The following is a 23,024-nucleotide window of genomic DNA, read 5'->3' on the forward strand; positions in this document are numbered from 1 at the left end:
TGATGTCAGCCAAAGGTCGTCTTTACGGAGTTGGTGTAGGGCCAGGAGATCCAGAACTGTTGACTCTGAAAGCATTGCGGTTATTACGTGCTGCCCCTGTCATTGCCTATCAATCAGCCACAGATAAAGAGAGTATAGCGAGGAGAATTGTTGCCCAATATCTCACAGGCGAACAAATTGAAGTCGCCTATCACCTCCCCCGCGCCTTAGAACCAGAAACAGCCAAGGAAATTTACGATCAAGAAGTTGCACCCATCGCCGCACATCTAGCAGCCGGAAGGGATGTAGTAGTGCTGTGTGAAGGTGATCCGTTTTTTTACGGCTCATTTATGTATGTATTTACACGCCTATCCGAACAGTATCAAACGGAAGTCGTCCCCGGAGTATCTTCATTAATGGCTTGTCCCGTGTCCTTGGGTGTACCGTTCACCTACTACAACGATATTCTCACAGTTTTACCTGCACCCCTCCCAACCGAAGAACTCACGACAAAATTGTTAACAACCGATGCCGCCGCCATTATGAAACTTGGTCGCCACTTCACCAAAGTGCGAGATATCCTGCATAAATTAGGACTAGCATCACGGGCATTATATATTGAACGGGCAACAACAGCACAGCAAAGGATTGTACCTTTAGATGAGGTTAATCCGGCTGAAGTACCTTATTTTGCGATGATTGTCATACCTAGCAAGAATCGGCTGTAGAAATTTGGTATAAGTCAATGCCCGTGCTTGTTGTAAATATCTCATGTTTATGAAAGTAAGCACTATTCTTGACCAAATTGACACGGGTAGCATTTCCTTACCAGCATTTCAGAGGGGATATGTCTGGAACCGCAACCAAGTAAAAGCGTTCATGTATTCTCTTTACCGCGAACATCCTGTTGGTAGTTTATTGCTCTGGAATACCAAATATGATGAGGTGATTGATCATGTTCACAGTGGTAATAAACTGGCTGGGGCTGGAGTCAAACTATTACTTGATGGACAACAACGTGTTACGACACTCTACGGTATTATCCGTGGTGAACCACCTAAATTTTTTGAAGGAAATTATAACACTTTTACTGGACTCTACTTTAACTTAGAAGAAGAACATTTTGAGTTTTATGCTCCCCTGAAAATGAATGGTAATCCCTTATGGGTGAATGTCACTCAATTGATGCAGAAGGGAATTGCTGAATTTATGGAACCCTTGTTTCATCATCGCAAATTCAAAACATATTTCAATCATTTGAATCAAATTATCCATATTAAAGACTTACCCTTGCTCATTGCGGAAGTTGGTGGCAAAGACAAAACCGTTGATGTGGTAGCTGAAATTTTCGACAAAGTTAATAGTGGTGGGACAAAACTATCTAAAGGTGATTTAGCACTAGCAAAAATTTGTGCTGAATGGCCGAATGCTCGTAAAGAAATGAATGCAAAACTGAAAAAATGGCAAACAGCTGGCTTTAATTTCAATTTAGACTGGTTGCTGCGATGTGTTACTGCTGCTACTACGGGTAAAGCTGTTTTTTCTGCACTCAAAGAAATAGATACTCCTACCTTCGAGCAAAAACTTCAGCAAACAGAACAGGCTATTGATAAATTATTGAACCTCATTTCTAGTAGGCTGGGGCTTGATCATGATCGTGTTTTAGGGAGTCGTTATTCCTTCCCTCTAATGGTACGCTACTTAGTCCAGCGAGAAGGAAAACTAGCTGACTACAAAGAGCGTGACCAACTGCTTTACTGGTACATTCATACCTTCCTTTGGGGACATTATGCAGGGTCAACGGAGACACTTCTAACTAAAGACTTGGCTGCTATTGAAAAACCTGATAATGCTTTAGATGCCCTCATCGCTCAAATGATGAAACATTGGGGTTGGGATAATCTAGAAATTGAGCCAGATAATTTTGATGCCTGGAGTATTGGCGCACGTTTCTATCCAATGCTTTATATGATGACTTGTGTATGCAAAGCCAGAGATTGGGAAGATGATGTGGATCTTTCTGGACACATTCTCGGTAAACTTTGTAGCTTACAGTTGCATCACATTTTTCCTAAATCTCTATTATCTAAGCACGGTTACTCTCGTAGTGAAGTCAATGCGATAGCTAATTTTACTTTCTTAACTCAAGATACTAACCTGAAAGTTTCTAATAAGAAACCTGAAGATTACTTTGCCCACTATGAAAATAAACATCCAGGTACGATTGCTTCTCATTGGATTCCAATGGATAGAGAATTATGGAAAATTGAGAACTATCGTGAGTTTCTTGCTGCCCGTCGTCAACTACTAGCTGACGCAGCAAATAAATTTCTTAACAGTCTCTATTCTGGTTCTGTCCCTGAAGTTCCAACTACACCATCTATTCTGGAACGCAAAGTTATCACTCTTAGTGATGATGACGAAGATAAATTTATCGACTCCTGCAATCATTGGGTAACGAAGCAGGGACTTCCAGCAGGTGAATCTATGTATGAGCTAATAGATACTGATACGGGAAATTCAGTTGGTATCTTAGACCTAGCTTGGACAAATGGACTGCAAGAAGGATTCAGCCAACCTGTTGCTGTTTTATTAAGTGAAATTCCTGGTGTTGAAAAAGCACTCAATCAAGCAGGCTATCGCTACTTTACTAGCCTTGAAACTTTTCAGCAGTATGTTAAATGTGAAATATTAGGAATTGAGAATCCAGTAGTCTAATTCTCAGGTCTAGCAAGAATCGGCTGTAGAAGTTTGGTAAAAATTGATTTCCACAGCCTGTTTGAACAACTAATGCCATCTGCCAATTATTTTGGTATTTTTGTACTATAAAAGGACAATTATGAGTTATAATAGTGTGTAGACACGCTATTATGAGATTTATTTACTATATTTAGTGAGTTTGATTGGGTTTGCGGGTCTGAGCTATGATCAATTGTCTAGACGTGGCTCGCTACTTTATTGCGAGAAGTTACGAAGATGGTATAGAAGCCGACATGACTAACATGAAGGTTCAAAAGCTTCTGTACTATTCACAAAGCTTGCATTTAGCATTGTATGATGAGCCATTATTTGATCAAGAAATCCAAGCGTGGCGATATGGGCCTGTGTGTCCGCCTGCTTACAGATTTTACAGTGAATTTGAAGCTCAACAATTACCTATACCCGGTCAAGAATTTTTATCCCAGATTCCTCATGAACAGAAAAAGCTTTTAGCAGAAGTTTGGGAGTATTTTGGTGGTTATCATGCTTATAGACTTAGTGGTATGACTCATTTAGAATTTCCTTGGAAGAAAGCGCGTAAGGGTTTACCTCATGATGCTAGTTCAACCGAGCCAATTTTACTGGAAGACATGAAAGCTTTAGGTTGTCAAAAGCTTGAGTTAATAGAGCGTGAACATCCTGCTTATGAAGTTGTGATGTCTAAAGTATTGGAGGACGCTTGTAATTCAGAATCCTCAAATCGTATTGCTCAAGGAGAAGTCCGTGACTGGCTCAACTCCCTTCTCGATTGAGAAATCTGATAATTTCCAACGTTCTTTTAAAAAACTCGCCAAGTTTCATGGAACTGGTTTTGTTGAATTAGTTGCCCAGGTTTTGGAAGATTTGCTAGAAAACCAGTATCCCCAAAACTCTCGTCAAGAACCTTTACCTGGAAAGATTCGACTACCTGAAGAATGGACATTTCACAAGTTAGAACTGAGATTTTCTAAAGGAGCTTCAGGACAAATTAGATTGATGTATTTGGTTAATGCTAATACCTATACAATCAAGCTTGTTTGGATCTATAGTCATGAGCAGTTTACAAAACGTCCTGCCGATGCAGATTTGAAGAGCGTTATTCAAGAAATACTAGACTGCTAGTACAAGATTATCTGTGGTTTGATTTGAAAAATATTAACTAAAATATCCCTTCTAAAGCTGAAGAACGCTAATGAAAAAGGTTGCACCTGCTGTTATAGTATTAAGTCAAAATAGTGTCGCACTAGCCCGCAAAATCATCACTGTATTACCAGGGGCGACGCTATACGGTTTAGCAGGGCGCACCTCAGAGGTTGATGTCAGCTTTACTAATTTTGGCGACACACTACGGGAATTGTTCGCCCAAGGTACACCCCTAATTGGGATTTGTGCGGCTGGTATTCTCATCAGAACCCTTGCACCCTTAATTTCCGATAAACGCCAAGAACCGCCATTGTTAGCGGTGGCTGAGGATGGTAGCGTAGTTGTCCCTTTGTTGGGGGGATTGAATGGAGTCAATGATTTAGCACGGCGCATTGCTGAGGTACTGGATACCCAAGCAGCAATTACTACTACAGGTGATATCCGTTTCCGCACTGCTTTGTTATCTCCTCCCCCGGAATATCATTTAGCTAACCCAGAGGATGCAAAAACATTTATCTCTGATTTATTAGCAGGGGCGCAGGTAAAACTAGAAGGAACTGCACCTTGGTTAAGCAATAGTCACTTACCAATTGACCCCAACGGTAATTTAACTATCCGAGTGACAGAACACTGTGTGAGTCCAACAGCTAACTGTTTGGTTTATCATCCTAAAACTGTAGCGATCGCCATCACTCACCCTGATGTTACTCTAGACTCAGTACAAGCATTACTAGGGAATGCCAACATTGCCCCCGCATCCATCGCCGGGATATTTGCACCCCTGAATATGGCCGCTAACCCAGCTATCCACACCATAGCCAGTTTCTACGGTGTACCTACTCGCTTTTTCAATACGAATCAACTAGAAAGCTTAGAAGCATCAGCAATAGCCCTCGCAGCTACAGGTAGAGATGGTAAAGTAATTTCTTCATCATCGCAGATAGCGATCGCCTACGGTGGGCGGTACGCCATCGCTATCTCCCCCCAACCCATTGACCCCAACACCACCGGTCAGTCACAGGGACGGTTAGCGATTATCGGTACAGGCCCCGGTAGTTCCCAATGGATGTCACCGGAAGTCAAAGAAATCCTCAAATTTGCCACTGACTTAGTAGGCTACAAAACTTATCTAGATTTATTAGGTTCTCTAGCAGTTGGTAAGCAACGCCATGAGTCAGACAACCGCGAAGAAATTGCACGGGCAACAATGGCATTAGATTTAGCCGCTACTGGACGCTATGTAGTAGTAGTGTCTTCTGGCGACCCTGGTATTTATGCAATGGCGGCGGCTGTGTTTGAAGTGCTGCACCAGCACCCCAAGCCAGAATGGGACAGCATAGACATTCATGTTGCACCGGGTATTTCCGCTATGCAAGCCGCCGCCGCCGCCGTTGGCGCACCTTTAGGACATGATTTTTGTGCAATTTCTTTGTCTGATATCTTAAAGCCTTGGTCAATTATTGAAAAACGCATTGCTGCGGCTGCCCAAGCTGATTTTGTGATTGCTTTTTATAATCCTGTATCTAAAGAGCGCACTTGGCAATTAGCTGAGGCCAAAAATATTTTATTGCAGTACAGAAAACCTTCTACTCCGGTAGTGTTGGCACGAAATTTGGGCAGACCAGGACAGACTGTGAAAGTGATTTCACTTGACCAATTAGCGCCAGATAGCGCCGATATGCGAACTGTAATTCTTGTTGGTTCAACACAGACTCAGACTATTGAACGCAGTGATGGCAGTATTTCTGTTTATACTCCTCGTCGATATACCCAAGACTAAGCAAATGGAAAAAACAGTAATCAACTTCACAGAATTATCAAGGCGATTTTACCTCTATATGTAAATAAAGTAAAACCCCAGAACTGGGAATTTCTGGGGTTAATAACCTGACCACCTCTATTTTTATAATTGAAAATTCATGGTATATTCTCAAGTTCGTCAGACCTAAATATGTGCATTTTGTCCAAAAATAGCCTAGAATAATTTATAGTTATTTGCTAATTACAAGACTCTATGAGATAGAAAATAAGCAAATTTATATAAAATTAATCGAAAAAATTTTAACTAGCATATTATTTGGAAATGGCAAGGTTAAAAACAGCTAAAGCATAAAGATATAATTCATCCACTTAAGTCTAAAAAACCCATTTTATATTCTTGTCTTATAAAGGGAATTATTCAAAAATAAAAACATCATGTTAAACACATGATTGTAGCCCATTAAAGTGACAGAAAACCTCACAAATGTCTGCGAAAGCAGACATTTTTTATTTCTGAAACCTGCCATAAAAATGCTGAATAGTTTGATTAAGTAAGTCACCGAGAATCAACCGCCCTATGTTAAACAATGTAAATTGATGAGACATCTCCAAAAAAGAATGTAGAGACGAGAATCCCTACCCATGGAACGTCTCTACAAGGTTTCCCGAAAACACATATTTAATTTCTGGAGATGTCTATTGTAATCTAGTTCGTAGTAAGCACTTTAGTTCTTCATTGAGGTATGGGATACGCCTACCCGCAGGGTGGGAGATGAGAAAGATTATATTGCCAATTCCCAATACCCGCTTCCTTTTGTTAATATTCCTGATAGACAATTACATTCTCTGTAGGATTTAATCGGAGTATTCTGAACTGTCAGGATTATTTTCCAAGGACACCCATGAACAAATTTATACTTAGCTTACTATCAAGCCCTGTCCTGATTGCATCTGTACTGTCTATGACAGTTATGGTTAATCAAGCACAAGCCGTTGAGCCAGAAGCAAAAACTACAGATAAGCTATCTTGTATTAGAAATAAGCATAAAGTAGGTTTAGTATGTGCTAAGTCTTCTTTCTTAGCTCAAGTTCCTCAATATCAGCCAGAAATAGAATTTTCTCGTGATGATGTTCCCATGCTAGAGTTCAACGTAGAAGAAAGTGATCTGGCCGTTGATTTATTTGGCTGTGATTGTCCTGCTTGTATTAATTCTTTACGTCAGATGCGAGGTGTTGCACCCTTGGTGTACTAACTAGCATCCCATGAGCGATCGCTTCATTGCAAACAGCATCCATAGGGTAGAAAACAAAAGACAGTCACCTGTGATGGCGACTGTCTACCCATTTTTAGGGTACTATCTCTACTGTGTTTTAGATTCATTAGTGACAACCAGCCCAAGTTATCCATTTATGTGATAAGCCTATCCGCACAAATGTGCCAGTGATTTCTTGTTCTGTAATCATGGCTTCGGTGATATCGACACCACTCAGTTCTGCCTCAATCACATTACTACCAATCAAAGTTGTTTGCTTCAGATTCGCATCACTCAAGTCGGCTCCACTCATTTCTGCTTCACTGAGATTTGCACCCAGTAAGTTAGACAGGACTAAGTTTGCACTTCGCAAATCAGCCCGACTGAGGTTACTGTTCTTGAGGTTGGCTCTAATTAGATACGCGCCAATGAGGTTAACCTCATGTAAATTCGCACCTATTAAGCTAGCGCCACTTAGATCTGCATCAGTCAAATTGGCTCGACTGAAATTACATCCATTCAAATTAGCTTGACTAAGGTTAGCTCCACTTAAGTCAGCTTCTACAAAGTTTGCACCACTCAAATTAATGCCGGAAAGATTAGCTTGATGCAGATTTACACGCTCAAATTGCCTTTCCCCTGCTTTATATAAATCTATGAGCTTGTGAACATCCATCTTTTCACCTCCCAATGGTTGCAGATATGTATATCTAGTTGTGAACTAACACTACCCAAACCACACCAAAGACTATTTGTTAAGTGTTCCAAGACTTAATTTTTAGTGAAAACTGGTAATTACATTGTGCTAAATTTTTTGCTATCTGGCACAATTACTTCATGGAAATATACTTAATTTTACAGTTTAGATTCAGGGATAATTAATCATCAATACATTTATCTATCTCTCTAGGCATAAGAAGGATTACTTATGTCAGGGAATAGATTTAATCTAAAAAATGATTTAGAAAAGCTATTTTTCCATCAAATAGATACAAATATTATCCCAAAATCCTCTGAATTAATTGATGTAGTTTTTTCTAATAAATAAATTTTAGGGATTGAAATCCTCTTGGAAAGGGGAATAGTCTTAACTAAATTACGAAAACTTTAAATGCAGTTAATATTTGGTAAATATATTTTATATTTTTCGGGAGCATACAATGCTTTGATGATAAATATGTCAACTTTATAATTTCCTCTATAAAGCTTCAAGCGATCGCCTACATGATAAATAGGGTGATCGCTTTTTGTTTCTAAGCATCCAATCAGGCGATCGCCCGATTTAATTGCTGTCAAACCAGAAAAAAATAATGCAAATTAACTTATATTTAAAAGATAAAAACTAAAGAAAAAATTAAATTATGACATCTACCAATACCGAGAATTTTCTTAGTACCCTATCCCAAACAGCTGCTGCATATCGAGGAAAACATGATATACGTCCAATAGCTGAGGAAATAGTAAAGGCGCTATTGGCAGCAGAAATAACCGCCAAACAGCAACGACTGACTTATAATTTTGAGTCTCTCATAGGTCAATGGCGCTTATGTTTTGCGACTGGTACTAAAAAAGCCAGAGAACGCGGAGGGATTATTTTAGGTAAGGGTTTGTATGTACCTAAATTTGTTACCATTCATATTGCCTTTAGTAGAACTCCAGAGGCAGATTTGAGCAGAGGCAAAATTAGTAATCAGGTGCAATTGGGGTCAATATTATTGAAGCTGACAGGGCCAGCAAAGTATTTGGGCAAGAAAAATATACTGGCTTTTGACTTTAACCAAATGTTCCTCAGTGTATTTGGTCGTACCATTTACCAGCAACAGATTCGCGCTAATCAAGGTAAATCTGATGATTTTTATAACCAACCCATAACTAAACTACCTTTTTTTGCCTTCTTTTTAGTTACCGAAGATTTGATTGCAGCCCGTGGACGAGGGGGAGGGTTAGCACTTTGGATTAGGGACTAGGTACTGATGATTAAGTAGCTCAGTGTTAAAAATTATCGCTATGGCAAGGCAGGAGGCAGGAGGCAGGAGGCAGGAGGGAAGAGGGTTTGAGCCTAGTTTATTTTTCTTAACATAGTTGTGTTTTTTCCCACCGACTTACTTATTTCAACAGCGATCGCTCGATTTCTTGACTCAATAACTGATTACCTTGTAAGTTGAGATGAATATGGTCTTGGTATAAGGCTTTAGGGTTAGGAGTAGAATTAAATATCGGCAGAAAATCTATATAGGTAATTTGCTGTGCCTGTGAAAAATCCTGGAGACGCTTACGGGCTGTAATTTCATAATCACGGGGGCCTGGTTCGCCTAGTTCTCGCAATAACGGAGTCATCACCAGTAGAAATTGGCTGCTGTTTTGACGAGTTAATACTTGTATTTTGGCGATCGCCTCTAGATTCACACCCACGCGATCGCCGGCTTCTGCCATGATTGCTTTCATTTCCGGAATCGGCTGGGGCTTTTTAACGTAACGCTGCCAAACTTCGATTAATGCTAGGGGTGGTTTTTTGTCTGGGTAATTGCGATCGCGCCCCACTGGTAAAGTTGTGGGTGCAGTAGCAAATAAATCATCTGTATTAATCAATAAAATTACCACCTGAGCCTGGAAAGTGCCAAATTTCTGGAGATAAGCTAATTCATTTCTCGGCCCCCAAGAGTTAGCCGAAGCATTCAATACCTCTGTAGGCTGATGATGAGACAGGCTAGCCATCATCAAGCTAGAAATAGTATTAGCCTGATCTGTCCACCAACCACCATTAGCGATAGAATCTCCCAAAAGTAATATTCGCCGCGTCGAGGGTGCAGGTATCTGGGATATAGATGCACTCCGCATAGAATACTCATTAATCTCAATCCGATTGCCAAAGCGACGAGTGCGTTGATTGGGCGCTAACAAATAACCGATTTCCTCATCAGCAATATAAGTCAGGGGATTACCAAAACCAAACAGCGATCGTAATCCCATCTCTCCCAACAACAAAGCCACTATCACCGCTAAAACAATCACCACTGTTAATTTCACCAATTCATCACCTCCGGGAATAGTTAATAGTTAATAGGCAATAGGCAATAGGCAATAGTTTTTCTCCCCTGCTCCTCTGCTTTCCCAATCCCCAGTCCCCAGTCCCCAGACTGATGAAAATGTTGCAAAGCTTAAACAAAATATTATGTGTAATATTGTCCTATCGGCAAATATAAAGACTAAAATCAAAACGGACAAATTAGCACTGTAACAAAGGGAGGATTACAAAGCTATGTCCGACTTAAATCGCGGAATCATGAAATTTCAAGGGGCAGATTCCCCCAAATTAGTTACTATCTCTACTGTGTTACTATTGGGATCTATTGCCGGCCTGATTATTTGGGCGCTACAGGCTGCTTACGCTCTCAACTGAGCAAACAGCAGCTGATAAGGACACCGGCGACAAGGTTCTCCACCCCAGCCGTGTGTCCGTTAATCAAATTTCCATAGCGCCCTAAAAATTATCAAAAAATTTCGGAAAAACTTTAGAATTTCAGATTTGAGATTTTAGGTGAAGATATATCTAAAATCCGAAATCCATAATGAGAGAACTTTGGGGTGCTTTAGCTATTTTGATTGCCTGTCCCTTCTTGGGTGCGTTACCGATCATTGCTTGGATCACTTACGCACTGAAGCGGAAACGCTTGGCTCAATTGGGAACGGGAAATATCAGTGTCTCCGCAGCTTTTTACCACGGTGGCACAGTGGCGGGCATTCTGGCAGTTTTGTCAGAAGCCATGAAAGGAATAGGCGCAGTTTTTATCGCCCGTGCTTTTTTCCCAGAGGGATCATTTTGGGAATTACTGGCTCTGATTGCCCTAGTATTTGGTAGATACTCGATGGGGCGAGGGGCGGGAACGACTAATGTGGTTTGGGGTTTGCTGGTACACGATCCACTCTTATCAGTATTTGTGGGTTTACTGGCAATTATCAGCTTTACGCTGTTGCAATCTAGAAATTTAGTCAAGTATGGAGTCTTATTTGTGTTTCCTTTGTTTGTGGTACTCCTCCATGCTGAAGATTTTCCCAAAATTCTCGCTGCTGTTGCCTTAGCTGGTTTATTGGGGTGGATTTATAAAAAGATTCCCGATGATTTGAATTTACCAGTCCAAGAGGTAGATCCCCAATCACAGGCAGTCTTGGAATATTTACGGGGCGATCGCGCTATTCTTTCCTTAGACGATGAGTTAGATGTGGCTCTCGTCGGACAAAAATCCGCTACCTTATCCCAAATTAAACGCTGGGGTTACTCAGTACCCAAGGGATGGGTACTCGTTCCCGGTGATGATCCTGAAAAATTATTAGCATTTCTCCAACCTTCAGATTTATCTCCCTTAGTCGTGCGTTCCTCTGCCATTGGGGAAGATTCAGAACAAGCTTCGGCGGCTGGGCAGTACGAAACAGTTATCCACGTCACCAGCAAACAGCAACTACAACAAGCTATTGCTCAAGTTCGCGATTCCTATAACCATCCCTCTGCTGTGCAGTATCGCCGCGATCGCGGTTTACCAGATTCCGCAATGGCAGTATTAATTCAACAGCAAGTTCAAAGCGCCTACTCAGGGGTGGCTTTTAGTCGTGATCCCCTGAGCCAACAAGGGGATGCGGTGATTATCGAAGCTTTACCCGGTAGCCCCACACAAGTTGTTTCAGGTAAAGTCACACCAGAACAATATCGGGTGTTTGTTGTCGATACAGACAATCTTGCCTCTGTACAGTTAGAGGGTACAGGACGAGTTCCCCAAGCTTTAATCAAGCAAGTAGCATACCTAGCCCGCCGCCTAGAAAAACGTTACCTAGGTGTACCACAGGATATTGAGTGGAGTTACGACGGTCAAACCTTGTGGTTATTGCAATCTCGACCTATTACTACTCTACTCCCCATCTGGACACGCAAAATTGCTGCTGAAGTCATTCCTGGGGTAGTGCATCCCCTAACTTGGTCGATTAACCGTCCTTTAACTTGTGGTGTTTGGGGAGATATTTTTAGTTTAGTTTTAGGCGATCGCGCTACAGGATTAGATTTTACAGAAACAGCAACCCTGCATTACTCCAGAGCTTATTTTAACGCCTCTCTCCTGGGAGAGATTTTTTTAAGGATGGGATTACCACCAGAAAGCTTAGAGTTTTTAACCAGGGGAGCAAAATTAACTAAACCGCCCTTGCAGTCTACCTTCAAGAATCTGCCAGGGTTACTCAAGTTACTCCAGCAAGAACTCAGTTTAGAAAAAGATTTTAAACGAGACTACCAAAAGGTATTTATTCCGGGTTTGTCGCAATTAGCGAATGAATCTACAGAGGAACTAACACCGGCTGAATTGTTAGAACGGATAGATTTGAATCTGGAATTACTGCGTATTGGCACCTATTACAGCATCTTAGCCCCCTTAAGCGCCGCCATCAGACAGGGAATTTTTCGGGTGAAAGATGAGCAAATTGATAACAGCGTCACCCCCGAAGTCGCCGCCTTGCGTTCCCTGAGAGCCTTAGCTACCGATGCCAAGCAAGTCTTACCGGAAGAATGCGAGCCGGAGCAAATATTTGAAAAGTTGGAACTCACCCCAGAGGGACAAAAGATTTTGTATGGCTTAGATGAATTATTGGAGGATTACGGCTATTTAAGTGATGTGGGTACAAATATTGCCATTCCCACCTGGAAAGAAGAACCCCAACCCATCAAGCAATTATTTGTCCAGTTAATTCATCTGAGTGAACCGGATAAGGCGAATTTTGAACCAAGCAAACGCAAACGCGGTGTAGTGCAACGCCGTATAGATATTAAAGGGCGAGTTACAGAGGTTTATTCTCGCTTGTTAGCAGTATTGCGCTGGAAATTCGTGGCGTTAGAGCAGATTTGGTTGCAAATGGGCTTACTGCAACAAGTAGGGGATATTTTCTTTTTAGAATTAGATGAAATACGGCAGTTAGTAGCAGATGCTGATCCCGAATTGCTGCAAAGCTTAAGTGCCATGATCAAATTTAGGCGATCGCAATTCCAGCAAGATAGCCAAATTGAGCAAGTCCCCCTGGTTGTCTACGGCAACATTCCCCCCCATCCCACAACCGCCGTCGGCATTTACTCAGACCAAATATTACAAGGTATTCCCGCCAGCCACGGACAAGCCGAAGGCAGGATCAAGGTGGTGCGGAATTTACAAAACTTGCCCGCTATCGATAAAGACACAATATTAGTAGTACCTTATACAGACTCTGGTTGGGCCCCTTTATTAGTCAGGGCTGGAGGCTTGATTGCCGAAGCTGGAGGCAGACTTTCCCACGGTGCGATCGTTGCCCGTGAGTACGGTATTCCTGCGGTAATGGATGTTAAAGGCGCTACATGGATTTTGCAAGATGATCAACGAGTGAGAATTGATGGCTCTAGGGGTATTGTGGAACTATCTAACGACTTAAGACCAAATAAGTAAATGATTAATGTATATCTCCCCGACTTGCCAGAAGAACCTGTTTCCCACAACCCCGAAATTAAAAAGCAAGTAATGTTAAGGTTTGGTGATTTACCCCACCTCACCAACTTTTCTCAAGCCCGCTTTGCCCCTGGGCAAACTGCATCAGCCCACGCCCACCAAGATATGTGTGAGGTATTCTTCGTGCAAGCTGGTGCGGGCATCATTCGCATTGATGGGCAAGAATATCCCTTGCTACCTGGAAATTGCGTAGCCATAGAACCAGGAGAAGTTCACGAAGTTATTAATAATAGTACAGATGAATTGGTTTTGACGTACTTCGGTTTGCGGGTAGAAGAGGGGCAGGGGAGCAGAGGGGCAGAGGGGCAGAGGAGAAAAACTAATGACTAATGGCTAAATTGCCATACTTAATTAGGTGAGATAAAAAATGTAGAGAACCAGTTGATAAATCGCTACTATGGGGTGCAGTGTTGTTGCCCCATTCTAATTTCAGTGGTAGCCTCAGTAAATTTTTGAGAGATTTATATAAATCAGACGCAGTATCAGACAACTGGATATATGTAGATACAACACGGCGAATCTCAGCCTCTAGTGTATTTGGGTTCTGAAGTTTATTCCCTAAAATAATTCCACCAAAACGCTTTTTAATAAATGTCTGAATATGCTCTGTATATTCAATAGCATGATACTGAGCGATCGCTTGGGAAATATTAACCGTATAATCAGAGTTAAGTTTCGCACCAATTAAATAAGCTGCAATGTTTGCCGTGTAATCAGAATCACTAGCTAATCTCTTGAGTGCTTCATCAAGACTAATTTTTTTAGCCTGAGACTGAGTACGATAAAACATAATGGCTGAACCAATATCCCCAGCCCATGAAGTATGATCACTTGTCCAACAAGTTAAATCAGATTTACGCATTCCTGGTTGATTGATTTGATCTGAGAGTGCGGCGATAAAGTGTGCGAAATCAGTCTTTTCACTACTCAGCACTACTTCATGGTTGAGTTTTCCCTGTAATTCTCCCTGAATATATTTTTGGTTATAGCCTGTGGCTAAACTCCATAACTTAGTTGTATATTGTGGTTTGGTGTATCCCCGTAGCAGATTAGTAATTTCATAAGCAGATTTACCAGAGTTTTCACTTTCAATTTTCTCAATGAATTTCAATACTTCTTGTAGTTCCGTCATAAATTTAACCAGTAGCTTGGGTGCAGTGTGTGTCAGGTTTATACATTAATCTACCCACTGCGATCGCAATTTTCCCAATTAGTATTTAGTTTTACTTAACTATTGATTTTTTATTGCTGATGCCTCAGTCTTAACTTTGATAGACTAGATTGAGACTTAACCCAACATTTAGCATGAACATATTTATTCACTAATATCCCATTCCCAGTCCCTGCTGCACTAAAAAATTCATCACCGAAGCAACGATGGAAGTTAGAGAATTCAAAAAATCCTACAAACCAAGAACCCCAGACAACGAAACGAGAAATTTTCAACACGTTAAAATACTGGACTGCAACCAGCCAGTACATAGAGTCATTTATGAGTGTTGGCACTGCAAACAAGGTTTATTAAGTGAAGTAGAAGGAGTCTCTTCTCAAGTCTTAGATGTCCCTTGTCCCAATTGTGGTAGAACGGCAATTAAGTTAATGGCCAATCAGGTAATTTCCACTACGGCCATTCCTTCGCCTTGGCAATCATAAAAGTATCCGCTTTGGCAGCACAAGACCTCTCATATAGCCATTTTCCATATTTGTGAAAATCAACAACCCTGCTTTCTTTCAGAAAGTAGGGTTATTATTTTGGACAATTCCCTTATTCGAGGTGAATGATTTCTAGAATGATCAAATCTTATAAACAGTAACTTAAGACACTTTAATTAATTTGTCAACTGTAAACTAAGTATCTGTAAGATCCATACAATCCTATTAATCTATTAATTAGATTGAATTATCAATTCCCCCTAGCATAAAAATTCAGTACACCTGATAATCTGTCTTCCCATAACCTGTCACCTGTAATCTGTCATCTACCTGTGCAAATAATTTAGCTACGCCTTCTGTAAAGGTTACAGAAATTAAAGCGGACTGCTATATATTCTGTGATTGTTTATTTCTAGCCAGTTGTGTAAAGTGCTAAACAAAGGCTGTAACTTTACTGCTTCAACTATGTAGCGCCATTTTCCCACCCTTAGTTAACCACTGGCGATAGGCTAGGAATACCGAGATTCAGATTGATCCCTGCCTTGATTGCTTTACGAAATCCGCTCTCTGTGTGTTGATATATCCATTCAAACGGCTCTTCAAAGATTACGGTTGCCGAATTGTCTAAACTTCTCTTCTAGTAGGAAGCGCATGGTTACACTTCAAAAATATAAAGAAAAATTACCGATATATAAAGGCTTGTATATTTTGTGTGCAATTGACTGCTTTGACGCAATTCATTACTCATTAAACCAAGAGTTATTCAGATGTATAAGTTTTTCTTGATGGTTGTGATTTAATATTGTTTTAATTATCAGCAAATCAAATGTACAATATTGGGATTAAACAATGTAAGCTATTCTCAGAAGAAATTAACTTAGCTATAAATAAAACTTACTCTTGATGTAAGTGGTGTATATAGCTTTTTTGTACCCGTCTTTGGCTAGGCAAGAAAATTTTGTTTTCTTGTCTATGTTTTTCATGACTATGAAATAAAAAATTTACGAAAGACTGCCCAATTTTTGTCAACCATCAAAACGTCTTTGCTTGTTTTAGGAAACCAAAATGTCCTTGACCAATACGATCAACTTTAGAAACTTGCGAGGGGATATATTCGGTGGTGTCACTGCCGCAATTGTATCTCTACCGCTAGCTTTGGCTTTTGCTGCCGCCTCTGGTGCGGGGCCAGCATCTGGTCTTTATGGTGCTGTTTGTGTCGGCTTTTTTGCCGCATTATTTGGCGGTACACCAACCCTAATTTCCGAACCCACAGGGCCGATGACTGTCGTCATGACTGCCGTTGTTACTTCCATGACTGCGGCGGCTGGTGGTGATGAAAAAACTGGTTTAGCAATGGCTTTTACTGTAGTCATGCTAGCGGGTTTGTTTCAAATTCTTTTTGGCATATTTAAGCTGGGTAAATATATTACCCTCATGCCCTACAGCGTCATTTCTGGCTTTATGTCAGGGATTGGGGTAATTCTAATTATTTTGCAAGTCGCCCCCTTTATTGGACAACCTAACCCTAAAGGTGGGGTATTGGGGATAGTGCAGAATTTACCCAATTTAGTGACAAAAATTAATCCTGCCGAAACTGCTTTGGGTGTGCTGACGTTGGCAATTATTTTCTTGATGCCATCGAAAATTAAGCGTGTTGTACCACCCCAGTTAGTAGCATTAATTGTTGGGACTGTAGTGTCTCTTTTCTTTCTTGGTAATCCAGAAAACATTAGACGCATCGGTGAAATCCCAATGGGATTACCACAATTACAAATGCCTACCTTCACGCCATCGCAAATCACAACCATGATTATTGATGGTGCAATGTTGGGGATGTTGGGTTGTATTGACACCCTACTAACAGCTGTAATTGCAGATAGTTTAACCCGCACTGAACATAAATCGGACAAAGAATTAATTGGTCAAGGCATTGGTAACGTAGTATCTGGTTTGTTTGGTGGACTACCAGGTGCTGGTGCAACAATGGGGACGGTAGTTAATATCCAAACTGGTGCTAGAACTGCTGTATCTGGTTTAACTCGTGCCTTAGTTTTGTTGGTTGTAGTTTTGTGGGCAGCGAATTTAACAGAAAGCATCCCAATGGCAGTATTAGCTGGTATTGCCTTGAAGGTGGGGATTGATATTCTCGACTGGAGTTTCCTGAAACGCGCTCACAAAGTTTCTTGGAAAGGTACAGTCATTATGTACGGTGTGTTATTCCTCACCGTATTTGTAGACTTGATTGTGGCTGTAGGTATTGGAGTATTCATTGCCAACATCTTGACTATTGAGCGTCTTTCACAATTACAAGCGCAGGAAGTCAAGACTATTAGTGATGCTGATGATGACATCGTTTTGAATAATGAAGAGAAGCAATTACTCGATCAAGCCAATGGACGCATCTTGCTATTTTACTTGAGTGGACCGATGATTTTTGGGGTTTCCAAAGCGATCGCTCGTGAACACTCAGCAATGGCAGACTCCGATGTGCTAATTGTGGATCTCAGTGATGTACCCATGTTGGGTGTCACTGCGTCTTTAGCGATTGAAAATGCGATTAAAGACGCTTCTGAACAAGGTCGTCACGTTCTCATCGTCGGTGCAACCGGCAAAGTCAAACGCCGCTTAGAAAACTTTGGTGTTTCTAGATTTGTACCTTCCCATCATATGTTTGTAGACCGTGTAGAAGCACTTAAACAAGCTGTTGCTTTAGTAAAAACAGATACTACTACTAGCGTCTACTAGGTGACAGGTGATAGGTGATAGGTGACAGGTGACAGGTGACAGGTAACAGGTAACAGGTGATAGTGTGTATATTATCTTTCCTATTCCCCAATCCCCAGTCCCCAATCCCCAGTCCCCAATCCCCACGTTACACAATCAAGCTAGACTCTAGCAAAAGATACAACTAATTTGGACAGGTAAAAACCTGTCCACTTATTTGCGCTCAAATTGATGAATGATTGATACCAGCACGATAGATAAACATGATTTTCTCAGAACCAATCCTTAATTCGATGAATTTTTTCACACCCTTAATCTCTGCATTGCCAACTTTGTTGTTGGCAACAGAACCCAACGCCGAAAATGCTCCCATTATCCTAACTGGGGTACTACTCACTTTGGTAGTCATTTATCTGGCTAGTAAAATTGGCGGTGAGTTGTCTAGGATGATGGACTTACCTCCAGTTTTAGGGGAATTAGTTGGTGGTGTAGTGGTGGGTGCTTCAGCCTTACATTTGGTTGTGTTTCCTGAAAGCGGTGCAGTGGCTGGTGATTCCCTCATCATGACGGCTCTACAATTCATTAACAACCTCACACCGGATGCAGTTACAGCCATTTTTAACAGTCAAAGTGAAGCAATTTCCATTTTGGCTGAGTTGGGTGTAATTATTCTGTTATTTGAAATCGGTTTGGAGTCAGATTTAAAAGAACTGCAAAAAGTCGGTTATCAAGCCACAATTGTCGCTTGTGTTGGGGTAGCAGTTCCCTTTGCTGCTGGTACAGCCGGACTGATTTTATTATTTAATGCCCCAGTTATTCCGGCGATTTTTGCTGGTGCAGCCCTGACAGCAACGAGTATTGGTATTACCTCTAAAGTTCTCTCAGAAATTGGGTATCTCAAATCAAGAGAAGGTCAAATTATTGTTGGTGCAGCAGTCATTGACGATATCTTAGGCATCATCGTGTTAGCAGTGGTTGCTAGTCTGGCTAAAACAGGCGAAGTGGATATTTTCAACGTCATTTATTTAATTGTCAGCGCCACTGTTTTTCTTGTCGGCTCGATTTTACTGGGCAAATTCTTCAATCAAAGCTTTGTAGCCATTGCAGATAAACTGCAAACACGAGGTAATTTAGTCATTCCAGCATTTGTCTTTGCCTTCTTTATGGCGTTCTTGGGTAATGCCATTCATTTAGAAGCTATCTTAGGTGCCTTTGCGGCTGGTTTAGTTTTAGATGAAACCGACAAACGTAAAGAGTTAGATGAGCAGGTGAAGCCCATTGCTGATATTCTCGTACCAGTTTTCTTTGTGACAGTCGGAGCTAAAGTAGATTTAGGGGTGCTGAATCCTGTAGTTCCCGAAAACAGAGAAGGATTAATTATCGCCGCCTTCTTGATTGTGGTGGCAATCATTGGTAAAGTTGTCACCGGTTGGTCAATATTTGGTCAGCCTGGTATCAACCGCTTGGCAGTTGGTGTAGGCATGATTCCCCGTGGTGAAGTGGGTCTTGTGTTTGCAGGTATTGGTGCGGCTAGTGGTACTTTAGATAAACCTCTGCAAGCTGCAATTATTATTATGGTCATCCTGACTACCTTCCTAGCACCCCCTTTGTTGCGGTTTGCATTTAAACAGTCTACCGATACACCAGAATCTTTGGAAAAAGTTGACGTAATTGGGTAAATCGGGCATTGTTTAGAAATGAGTATTGAGTAGTGAGTAATGAGGAGTAGGGGTTTAGCAATGCTAAACCCCTACTCCTCATTATTTTGTTGCCAGTGAGGATTAATCAGACTGGTGAGAATGTGATCTTGCCATTTGCCATCAATTAATAAATAGTCTCTAGCGTAACCTTCCACAACAAATCCTAGCCTTTTAAGAACATTACCACTGCGTTGATTGTGTGGCATATAATTTGCCATGATGCGGTGAAAATTTAATTCTTCAAATACATATTGAGTGGCTGCCTGTAATCCTTCAGTCATATAGCCTTTGCCTTGTTCAGCCTCAGCTAGACTATATCCCACATGACAGAAATGAGCGGCTCCTCTGATAAAATTATTAAAATTGATAGTGCCAATTACTTTAGTTGGATGTTTTTTGGGAAAAATAAATAGTTTTAAAGATTGGTCGTGAATAAATTCTAGAAAATTATTTTCTAATTGATAGTGCCAATACTCTGCTGTAAAAAAACTTTCTGCCCAACGAGGATAAAATGGTGTGAGGAAAGCTTTATTGTCAATAAAATATTTCAGAATTTTGGGTATATCTTCTTGAATACCTATTCGTAATAGTAGGCGATCGCTGGTAATTATGGGTAGTTCTGATTTCATAGTCAGTCGGGAAAATAGGGATTGGGGACTGGGGACTGGGGATTGGGGGCTGGGGACTGCCATCTGTAGTAAAACTTCTATGCGATCGCTGAATGTAAAAGATATACTTGGCTGAGATATAACAACAAGACAGCTGTTGTTCCATCCAGTCTAAAAGAAGGATAGTAATGTCGGGAATACGCTACGATTGGCAGGAAGCAGAAATTCGGTCAATATACGAAACGCCATTGCTAGAGCTGATTTACCAAGCTGCTAGCATCCATCGCCAATATCATAACCCCAAACAGATCCAAGTCTGTAAGCTCATCTCGATTAAAACAGGCGGGTGTCCAGAAGATTGTAGCTACTGCGCCCAATCTTCCCGTTATCAAACTGAAGTCAAACCCCAAGCACTCTTAGATAAAGCAACAGTCCTCAACATTGCCGAAAACGCTAAACAAAAAGGTGTCAGTCGCGTTTGTATGGGTGCAGCGTGGCGGGAAGTGCGGGATAATTCTCAATTTGAGAGAGTCCTGGATATGGTTAAAGATGTCACCGACATGGGTTTAGAAGTTTGCTGTACCTTGGGGATGCTGACAGCAGACCAAGCCAAACGATTGGAAGCAGCTGGACTGTATGCTTATAACCATAACTTAGATACTTCAGCCGAATATTACAGTACAATTATCACCACTAGGACTTATGGCGATCGCCTGAACACTATTGAAAATGTCCGGCAGACCAATGTCACCGTATGTTCCGGTGGTATCCTGGGTTTAGGCGAAAGCGTCGAGGATCGGATTTCCATGTTGTACACTTTGGCAAACCTACATCCCCATCCAGAGTCAGTACCAATTAATATTCTCTCTCAAGTAGAAGGTACACCGTTAGAAAATCAGCCCGATGTTCCTATTTGGGATGTTGTCAGGATGATAGCCACTGCACGTATAGTTATGCCAACTTCCGACGTGCGCTTGAGTGCTGGTAGGGCAAGACTTTCTCAAGTTGAACAAGCTTTCTGCTTCATGGCGGGGGCTAACTCCATCTTTTCCAGCGACGACAACAAGATGCTGACAGTGACTACCCCCTGTCCAGATTACGATGCTGACCAAGAAATGCTAAATTTACTTGGTTTAGAAATGCGTCCCCCTGCCCAAAGACCGAATCAGGTAGCTAGTCCTGCGGTTGTAGGATAAGCAGTTAAATAGGGGTGTAGGGGTTGTGAATTCTTGCTCACTCATGCCCCCATAACCCTATCTAGGGAACACCCAAAAATAAATTATCCAGAATTGACAGTTTAGTAGGGTGCGTCAGTGTCAGAAAACCTAACTACACCAAGAAATTCTTCATACTGACGCACCCTACATTGGGAATATTTTTTTCTCTGGAAGTCCCTTATTCCATAATTAGAGGATTTTGGCAGAACGCAGACCGAACAACAGACCTACAGCGATTCCAGTGAACACAGCCAAAAAGCCAATATAAGCTATCACTGCTAACATTTATCTTTCTCCACAATACTTTACTAAATCTATTGAACCATTAATTTTTAGTCATTGGTCAATAGTTAATAGGCAATAGGCAATAGTTAATAGGCAATAGGCAATAGGCAATAGTTATTAGTCCACAGCCTTTAGTTCTTCCTTTATCGTTTCCATTTCACCCTGTACAAGAACAGTTTGTCCAAATGCTACTGTGGAACTAAACAAACTAAAAATATCTTCCCTACTGTTCCCTGTCCCCTGCCTATGACACAAACTGACTTATCTCCAACCCTGTCCGTTAATATTCCACCTACACTAAAACTCACTGTTTCTCATGAGCAGTTTGTTCAATTAGCACTGGCTAACAGAGATTTACAATTAGAACGAACTGCTACGGGCGAGTTGATTGTTATGCCACCAACGGGGAGTGATACTGGTAAGAGAAACTTTGATATTGCTGGACAACTGTGGTTGTGGAATCGTCAAACGAAATTAGGTGTAGCTTTTGACTCTTCAAGTGGTTTTCATCTGCCTAATGGTAGCGATCGCTCTCCTGATGCTGCATGGATAAGTCAAGACAGATGGGATTCTCTCAGTATAGAACAACAGGAAACCTTTGCCCCAATCTGTCCTGATTTTGTACTAGAACTCCGTTCTAAAAATGACTCGATAGAAAATTTACGCGCCAAGATGAGAGAATATATAAATAATGGCGCAGGTTTAGGTTGGTTAATTGACCGCAAAAATCAACAGGTAGAAATTTATCGTCCTGGTCAAGATGTAGAAGTGCTAAATAATCCTGTGAGTTTGTCAGGAGAAGATGTTTTACCAGGGTTTGTATTAGATTTAAGCGAAGTAACGCCGTGTGCAACTTTCTCTCAAACCTAACCCCCAACCCCTTCCCTACAAGGGAAGGGGAGCAAGAATCAAAGCCTCTCTCCTTGCAGGGGAGAGGTACTCTAGCGAGAAGCCGCTCCGCGTCTTTGGAGAGGGGTTTCAAAAATAAGTTGGTTCTTGGCAACTTTTGGTGATCTTAGCCGGGGGAAGGCAGAGGGCAGAGGGCAGAAGGCAGAAGTCGGAAGAGTAGAAGTAATAATTTCAACCCTTGAGTTTGTTTAAAGTAGCAACTAATATACTTTGCATTTCCTCAACTTCATTTAATACGGGAGTGAAAAGGTCTTTATCAGCTAAATCTACTTCTTTGGCAATGATTAATTGCGTATCAAGTTCTCTCAAAGAACCTAGCGCAATATGTAAAAACTGGATATATTCTGGTTTGGAACGCCTACCATAGCCTTCAGCTATATTAGACGCTACAGATACGGATGAACGGCGTATTTGACTAGTTAAACCGTACAATTCTGACTGAGGAAATAGGCGGGTAAATTTATAACAATTGATAGCAAGTTGAACTGCCCTTTGCCAGATAAACTGATTTCTATAACTCATATAATCAAGTGTAAATTGT

21 protein-coding genes are annotated in these 23,024 nt (G+C 41.2%); 14 read left to right on the forward strand and 7 right to left on the reverse strand.

Going from position 1 to position 23,024, the window contains the following annotated elements:
• The first annotated feature begins 2 nt into the window (after window positions 1-2).
• The 6 genes from NOS7524_RS09040 to NOS7524_RS09065 all read left to right on the forward strand — a co-directional run bounded on the left by NOS7524_RS09040 (window position 3) and on the right by NOS7524_RS09065 (window position 6,875).
• A complete protein-coding gene (locus tag NOS7524_RS09040) occupies window positions 3-707 on the forward strand; it encodes a precorrin-2 C(20)-methyltransferase (protein ID WP_041555248.1) in 705 nt (234 codons plus the stop codon).
• 49 nt (window positions 708-756) lie between these two features.
• Window positions 757-2,697, forward strand: coding sequence for a GmrSD restriction endonuclease domain-containing protein (locus NOS7524_RS09045; protein WP_041555249.1), 1,941 nt, complete (start codon window positions 757-759; stop codon window positions 2,695-2,697).
• Window positions 2,698-2,903: 206 nt separating this feature from the next.
• Complete coding sequence (locus NOS7524_RS09050) at window positions 2,904-3,491, forward strand: Panacea domain-containing protein (protein WP_015138178.1); 588 nt, start codon at window positions 2,904-2,906, stop codon at window positions 3,489-3,491.
• Entirely contained in the window at window positions 3,463-3,840 is a 378-nt protein-coding gene (locus NOS7524_RS09055) for a hypothetical protein (RefSeq protein WP_015138179.1), read from the forward strand. Before NOS7524_RS09050 ends, NOS7524_RS09055 begins: the two co-directional genes overlap by 29 nt.
• A gap of 70 nt (window positions 3,841-3,910) precedes the next feature.
• Window positions 3,911-5,641: a precorrin-3B C(17)-methyltransferase gene (gene cobJ, locus NOS7524_RS09060; RefSeq protein ID WP_015138180.1), complete on the forward strand. Its 1,731-nt coding sequence runs from the start codon at window positions 3,911-3,913 to the stop codon at window positions 5,639-5,641.
• A gap of 883 nt (window positions 5,642-6,524) precedes the next feature.
• The gene (locus tag NOS7524_RS09065) at window positions 6,525-6,875 is read left to right on the forward strand and encodes a hypothetical protein (RefSeq protein ID WP_015138181.1); all 351 of its coding nucleotides are present in this window, start codon (window positions 6,525-6,527) and stop codon (window positions 6,873-6,875) included.
• Between the two features lie 127 nt (window positions 6,876-7,002).
• Here NOS7524_RS09065 and NOS7524_RS09070 read toward each other — a convergent pair whose 3' ends face one another.
• Window positions 7,003-7,551, reverse strand: a complete 549-nt coding sequence (locus NOS7524_RS09070) for a pentapeptide repeat-containing protein (RefSeq protein WP_015138182.1) — start codon at window positions 7,549-7,551, stop codon at window positions 7,003-7,005.
• 431 nt (window positions 7,552-7,982) lie between these two features.
• Window positions 7,983-8,171, reverse strand: a complete 189-nt coding sequence (locus NOS7524_RS29330; protein ID WP_144050855.1) for a hypothetical protein — start codon at window positions 8,169-8,171, stop codon at window positions 7,983-7,985.
• A gap of 65 nt (window positions 8,172-8,236) precedes the next feature.
• Here NOS7524_RS29330 and NOS7524_RS09075 point away from each other — a divergent pair, with 65 nt between their 5' ends.
• Window positions 8,237-8,842 (forward strand): hypothetical protein, encoded by a 606-nt coding sequence (locus NOS7524_RS09075; protein WP_015138184.1) that lies wholly within the window; start codon window positions 8,237-8,239, stop codon window positions 8,840-8,842.
• A gap of 139 nt (window positions 8,843-8,981) precedes the next feature.
• Here the strand turns inward: NOS7524_RS09075 and NOS7524_RS09080 are convergent, their stop codons facing one another.
• Window positions 8,982-9,902, reverse strand: coding sequence for an SGNH/GDSL hydrolase family protein (locus NOS7524_RS09080; protein ID WP_015138185.1), 921 nt, complete (start codon window positions 9,900-9,902; stop codon window positions 8,982-8,984).
• A 542-nt stretch (window positions 9,903-10,444) separates the two neighbouring features.
• Between NOS7524_RS09080 and NOS7524_RS09090 the strand changes: the two genes are divergently transcribed.
• Together NOS7524_RS09090 and NOS7524_RS09095 are read left to right on the forward strand one after the other, a co-directional pair.
• Window positions 10,445-13,327, forward strand: a complete 2,883-nt coding sequence (locus NOS7524_RS09090; protein ID WP_015138187.1) for a glycerol-3-phosphate acyltransferase — start codon at window positions 10,445-10,447, stop codon at window positions 13,325-13,327.
• Window positions 13,328-13,717, forward strand: a complete 390-nt coding sequence (locus NOS7524_RS09095) for a cupin domain-containing protein (RefSeq protein ID WP_015138188.1) — start codon at window positions 13,328-13,330, stop codon at window positions 13,715-13,717.
• Here NOS7524_RS09095 and NOS7524_RS09100 read toward each other — a convergent pair.
• Window positions 13,707-14,519 carry a hypothetical protein gene (locus NOS7524_RS09100; RefSeq protein WP_015138189.1) on the reverse strand — a complete coding sequence of 271 codons (813 nt, stop codon included), beginning with the start codon at window positions 14,517-14,519 and terminating at the stop codon, window positions 13,707-13,709. The genes NOS7524_RS09095 and NOS7524_RS09100 overlap by 11 nt on opposite strands.
• Window positions 14,520-14,764: 245 nt before the next feature.
• Here NOS7524_RS09100 and NOS7524_RS09105 point away from each other — a divergent pair, with 245 nt between their 5' ends.
• From NOS7524_RS09105 to NOS7524_RS09115, 3 genes are all read left to right on the forward strand, one after another.
• The gene (locus tag NOS7524_RS09105) at window positions 14,765-15,040 is read left to right on the forward strand and encodes a hypothetical protein (RefSeq protein WP_015138190.1); all 276 of its coding nucleotides are present in this window, start codon (window positions 14,765-14,767) and stop codon (window positions 15,038-15,040) included.
• 1,065 nt (window positions 15,041-16,105) lie between these two features.
• On the forward strand, window positions 16,106-17,785 hold the full coding sequence (gene bicA, locus NOS7524_RS09110; protein WP_015138191.1) for a bicarbonate transporter BicA: 1,680 nt from the start codon (window positions 16,106-16,108) through the stop codon (window positions 17,783-17,785).
• Between the two features lie 242 nt (window positions 17,786-18,027).
• Window positions 18,028-19,443, forward strand: a complete 1,416-nt coding sequence (locus NOS7524_RS09115) for a cation:proton antiporter (protein WP_041555250.1) — start codon at window positions 18,028-18,030, stop codon at window positions 19,441-19,443.
• 71 nt (window positions 19,444-19,514) lie between these two features.
• On the opposite strand, the gene NOS7524_RS09120 is transcribed toward NOS7524_RS09115, so the two are convergent.
• Window positions 19,515-20,093 (reverse strand): GNAT family N-acetyltransferase, encoded by a 579-nt coding sequence (locus NOS7524_RS09120; protein ID WP_041555644.1) that lies wholly within the window; start codon window positions 20,091-20,093, stop codon window positions 19,515-19,517.
• A 167-nt stretch (window positions 20,094-20,260) separates the two neighbouring features.
• On the opposite strand from NOS7524_RS09120, the gene bioB reads away from it, so the two are divergent.
• Window positions 20,261-21,268 (forward strand): biotin synthase BioB, encoded by a 1,008-nt coding sequence (bioB, locus tag NOS7524_RS09125; RefSeq protein WP_015138194.1) that lies wholly within the window; start codon window positions 20,261-20,263, stop codon window positions 21,266-21,268.
• Window positions 21,269-21,478: 210 nt separating this feature from the next.
• Here the strand turns inward: bioB and petL are convergent, their stop codons facing one another.
• Window positions 21,479-21,574 (reverse strand): cytochrome b6-f complex subunit PetL, encoded by a 96-nt coding sequence (petL, locus tag NOS7524_RS09130; RefSeq protein ID WP_015138195.1) that lies wholly within the window; start codon window positions 21,572-21,574, stop codon window positions 21,479-21,481.
• 246 nt (window positions 21,575-21,820) lie between these two features.
• On the opposite strand from petL, the gene NOS7524_RS09135 reads away from it, so the two are divergent.
• Complete coding sequence (locus NOS7524_RS09135; protein WP_015138196.1) at window positions 21,821-22,444, forward strand: Uma2 family endonuclease; 624 nt, start codon at window positions 21,821-21,823, stop codon at window positions 22,442-22,444.
• Window positions 22,445-22,654: 210 nt separating this feature from the next.
• On the opposite strand, the gene NOS7524_RS09140 is transcribed toward NOS7524_RS09135, so the two are convergent.
• Window positions 22,655-23,005, reverse strand: coding sequence for a four helix bundle protein (locus NOS7524_RS09140; RefSeq protein WP_015137800.1), 351 nt, complete (start codon window positions 23,003-23,005; stop codon window positions 22,655-22,657).
• Between the last annotated feature and the right edge of the window lie 19 nt (window positions 23,006-23,024).

The organism is Nostoc sp. PCC 7524 (genome assembly GCF_000316645.1).
In the GTDB taxonomy this organism is placed as follows: Bacteria; Cyanobacteriota; Cyanobacteriia; order Cyanobacteriales; family Nostocaceae; genus Trichormus.

Excerpts from the sequence above, each read along its gene's own strand:
- NOS7524_RS09140 (WP_015137800.1), bottom strand. The coding sequence starts at position 23,005 with ATGAGTTATAGAAATCAGTTTATCTGGCAAAGGGCAGTTCAACTTGCT.
- NOS7524_RS09075 (WP_015138184.1), top strand. The coding sequence starts at position 8,237 with ATGACATCTACCAATACCGAGAATTTTCTTAGTACCCTATCCCAAACA.
- NOS7524_RS09135 (WP_015138196.1), top strand. The coding sequence starts at position 21,821 with ATGACACAAACTGACTTATCTCCAACCCTGTCCGTTAATATTCCACCT.
- bioB (WP_015138194.1), top strand. The coding sequence starts at position 20,261 with ATGTCGGGAATACGCTACGATTGGCAGGAAGCAGAAATTCGGTCAATA.
- NOS7524_RS09050 (WP_015138178.1), top strand. The coding sequence starts at position 2,904 with ATGATCAATTGTCTAGACGTGGCTCGCTACTTTATTGCGAGAAGTTAC.
- NOS7524_RS09090 (WP_015138187.1), top strand. The coding sequence starts at position 10,445 with ATGAGAGAACTTTGGGGTGCTTTAGCTATTTTGATTGCCTGTCCCTTC.
- NOS7524_RS09105 (WP_015138190.1), top strand. The coding sequence starts at position 14,765 with ATGGAAGTTAGAGAATTCAAAAAATCCTACAAACCAAGAACCCCAGAC.
- NOS7524_RS09040 (WP_041555248.1), top strand. The coding sequence starts at position 3 with ATGTCAGCCAAAGGTCGTCTTTACGGAGTTGGTGTAGGGCCAGGAGAT.
- NOS7524_RS09045 (WP_041555249.1), top strand. The coding sequence starts at position 757 with ATGAAAGTAAGCACTATTCTTGACCAAATTGACACGGGTAGCATTTCC.
- bicA (WP_015138191.1), top strand. The coding sequence starts at position 16,106 with ATGTCCTTGACCAATACGATCAACTTTAGAAACTTGCGAGGGGATATA.
- NOS7524_RS09070 (WP_015138182.1), bottom strand. The coding sequence starts at position 7,551 with ATGGATGTTCACAAGCTCATAGATTTATATAAAGCAGGGGAAAGGCAA.
- cobJ (WP_015138180.1), top strand. The coding sequence starts at position 3,911 with ATGAAAAAGGTTGCACCTGCTGTTATAGTATTAAGTCAAAATAGTGTC.
- NOS7524_RS09065 (WP_015138181.1), top strand. The coding sequence starts at position 6,525 with ATGAACAAATTTATACTTAGCTTACTATCAAGCCCTGTCCTGATTGCA.
- petL (WP_015138195.1), bottom strand. The coding sequence starts at position 21,574 with ATGTTAGCAGTGATAGCTTATATTGGCTTTTTGGCTGTGTTCACTGGA.
- NOS7524_RS09120 (WP_041555644.1), bottom strand. The coding sequence starts at position 20,093 with ATGAAATCAGAACTACCCATAATTACCAGCGATCGCCTACTATTACGA.
- NOS7524_RS09095 (WP_015138188.1), top strand. The coding sequence starts at position 13,328 with ATGATTAATGTATATCTCCCCGACTTGCCAGAAGAACCTGTTTCCCAC.
- NOS7524_RS09100 (WP_015138189.1), bottom strand. The coding sequence starts at position 14,519 with ATGACGGAACTACAAGAAGTATTGAAATTCATTGAGAAAATTGAAAGT.
- NOS7524_RS09115 (WP_041555250.1), top strand. The coding sequence starts at position 18,028 with ATGATTTTCTCAGAACCAATCCTTAATTCGATGAATTTTTTCACACCC.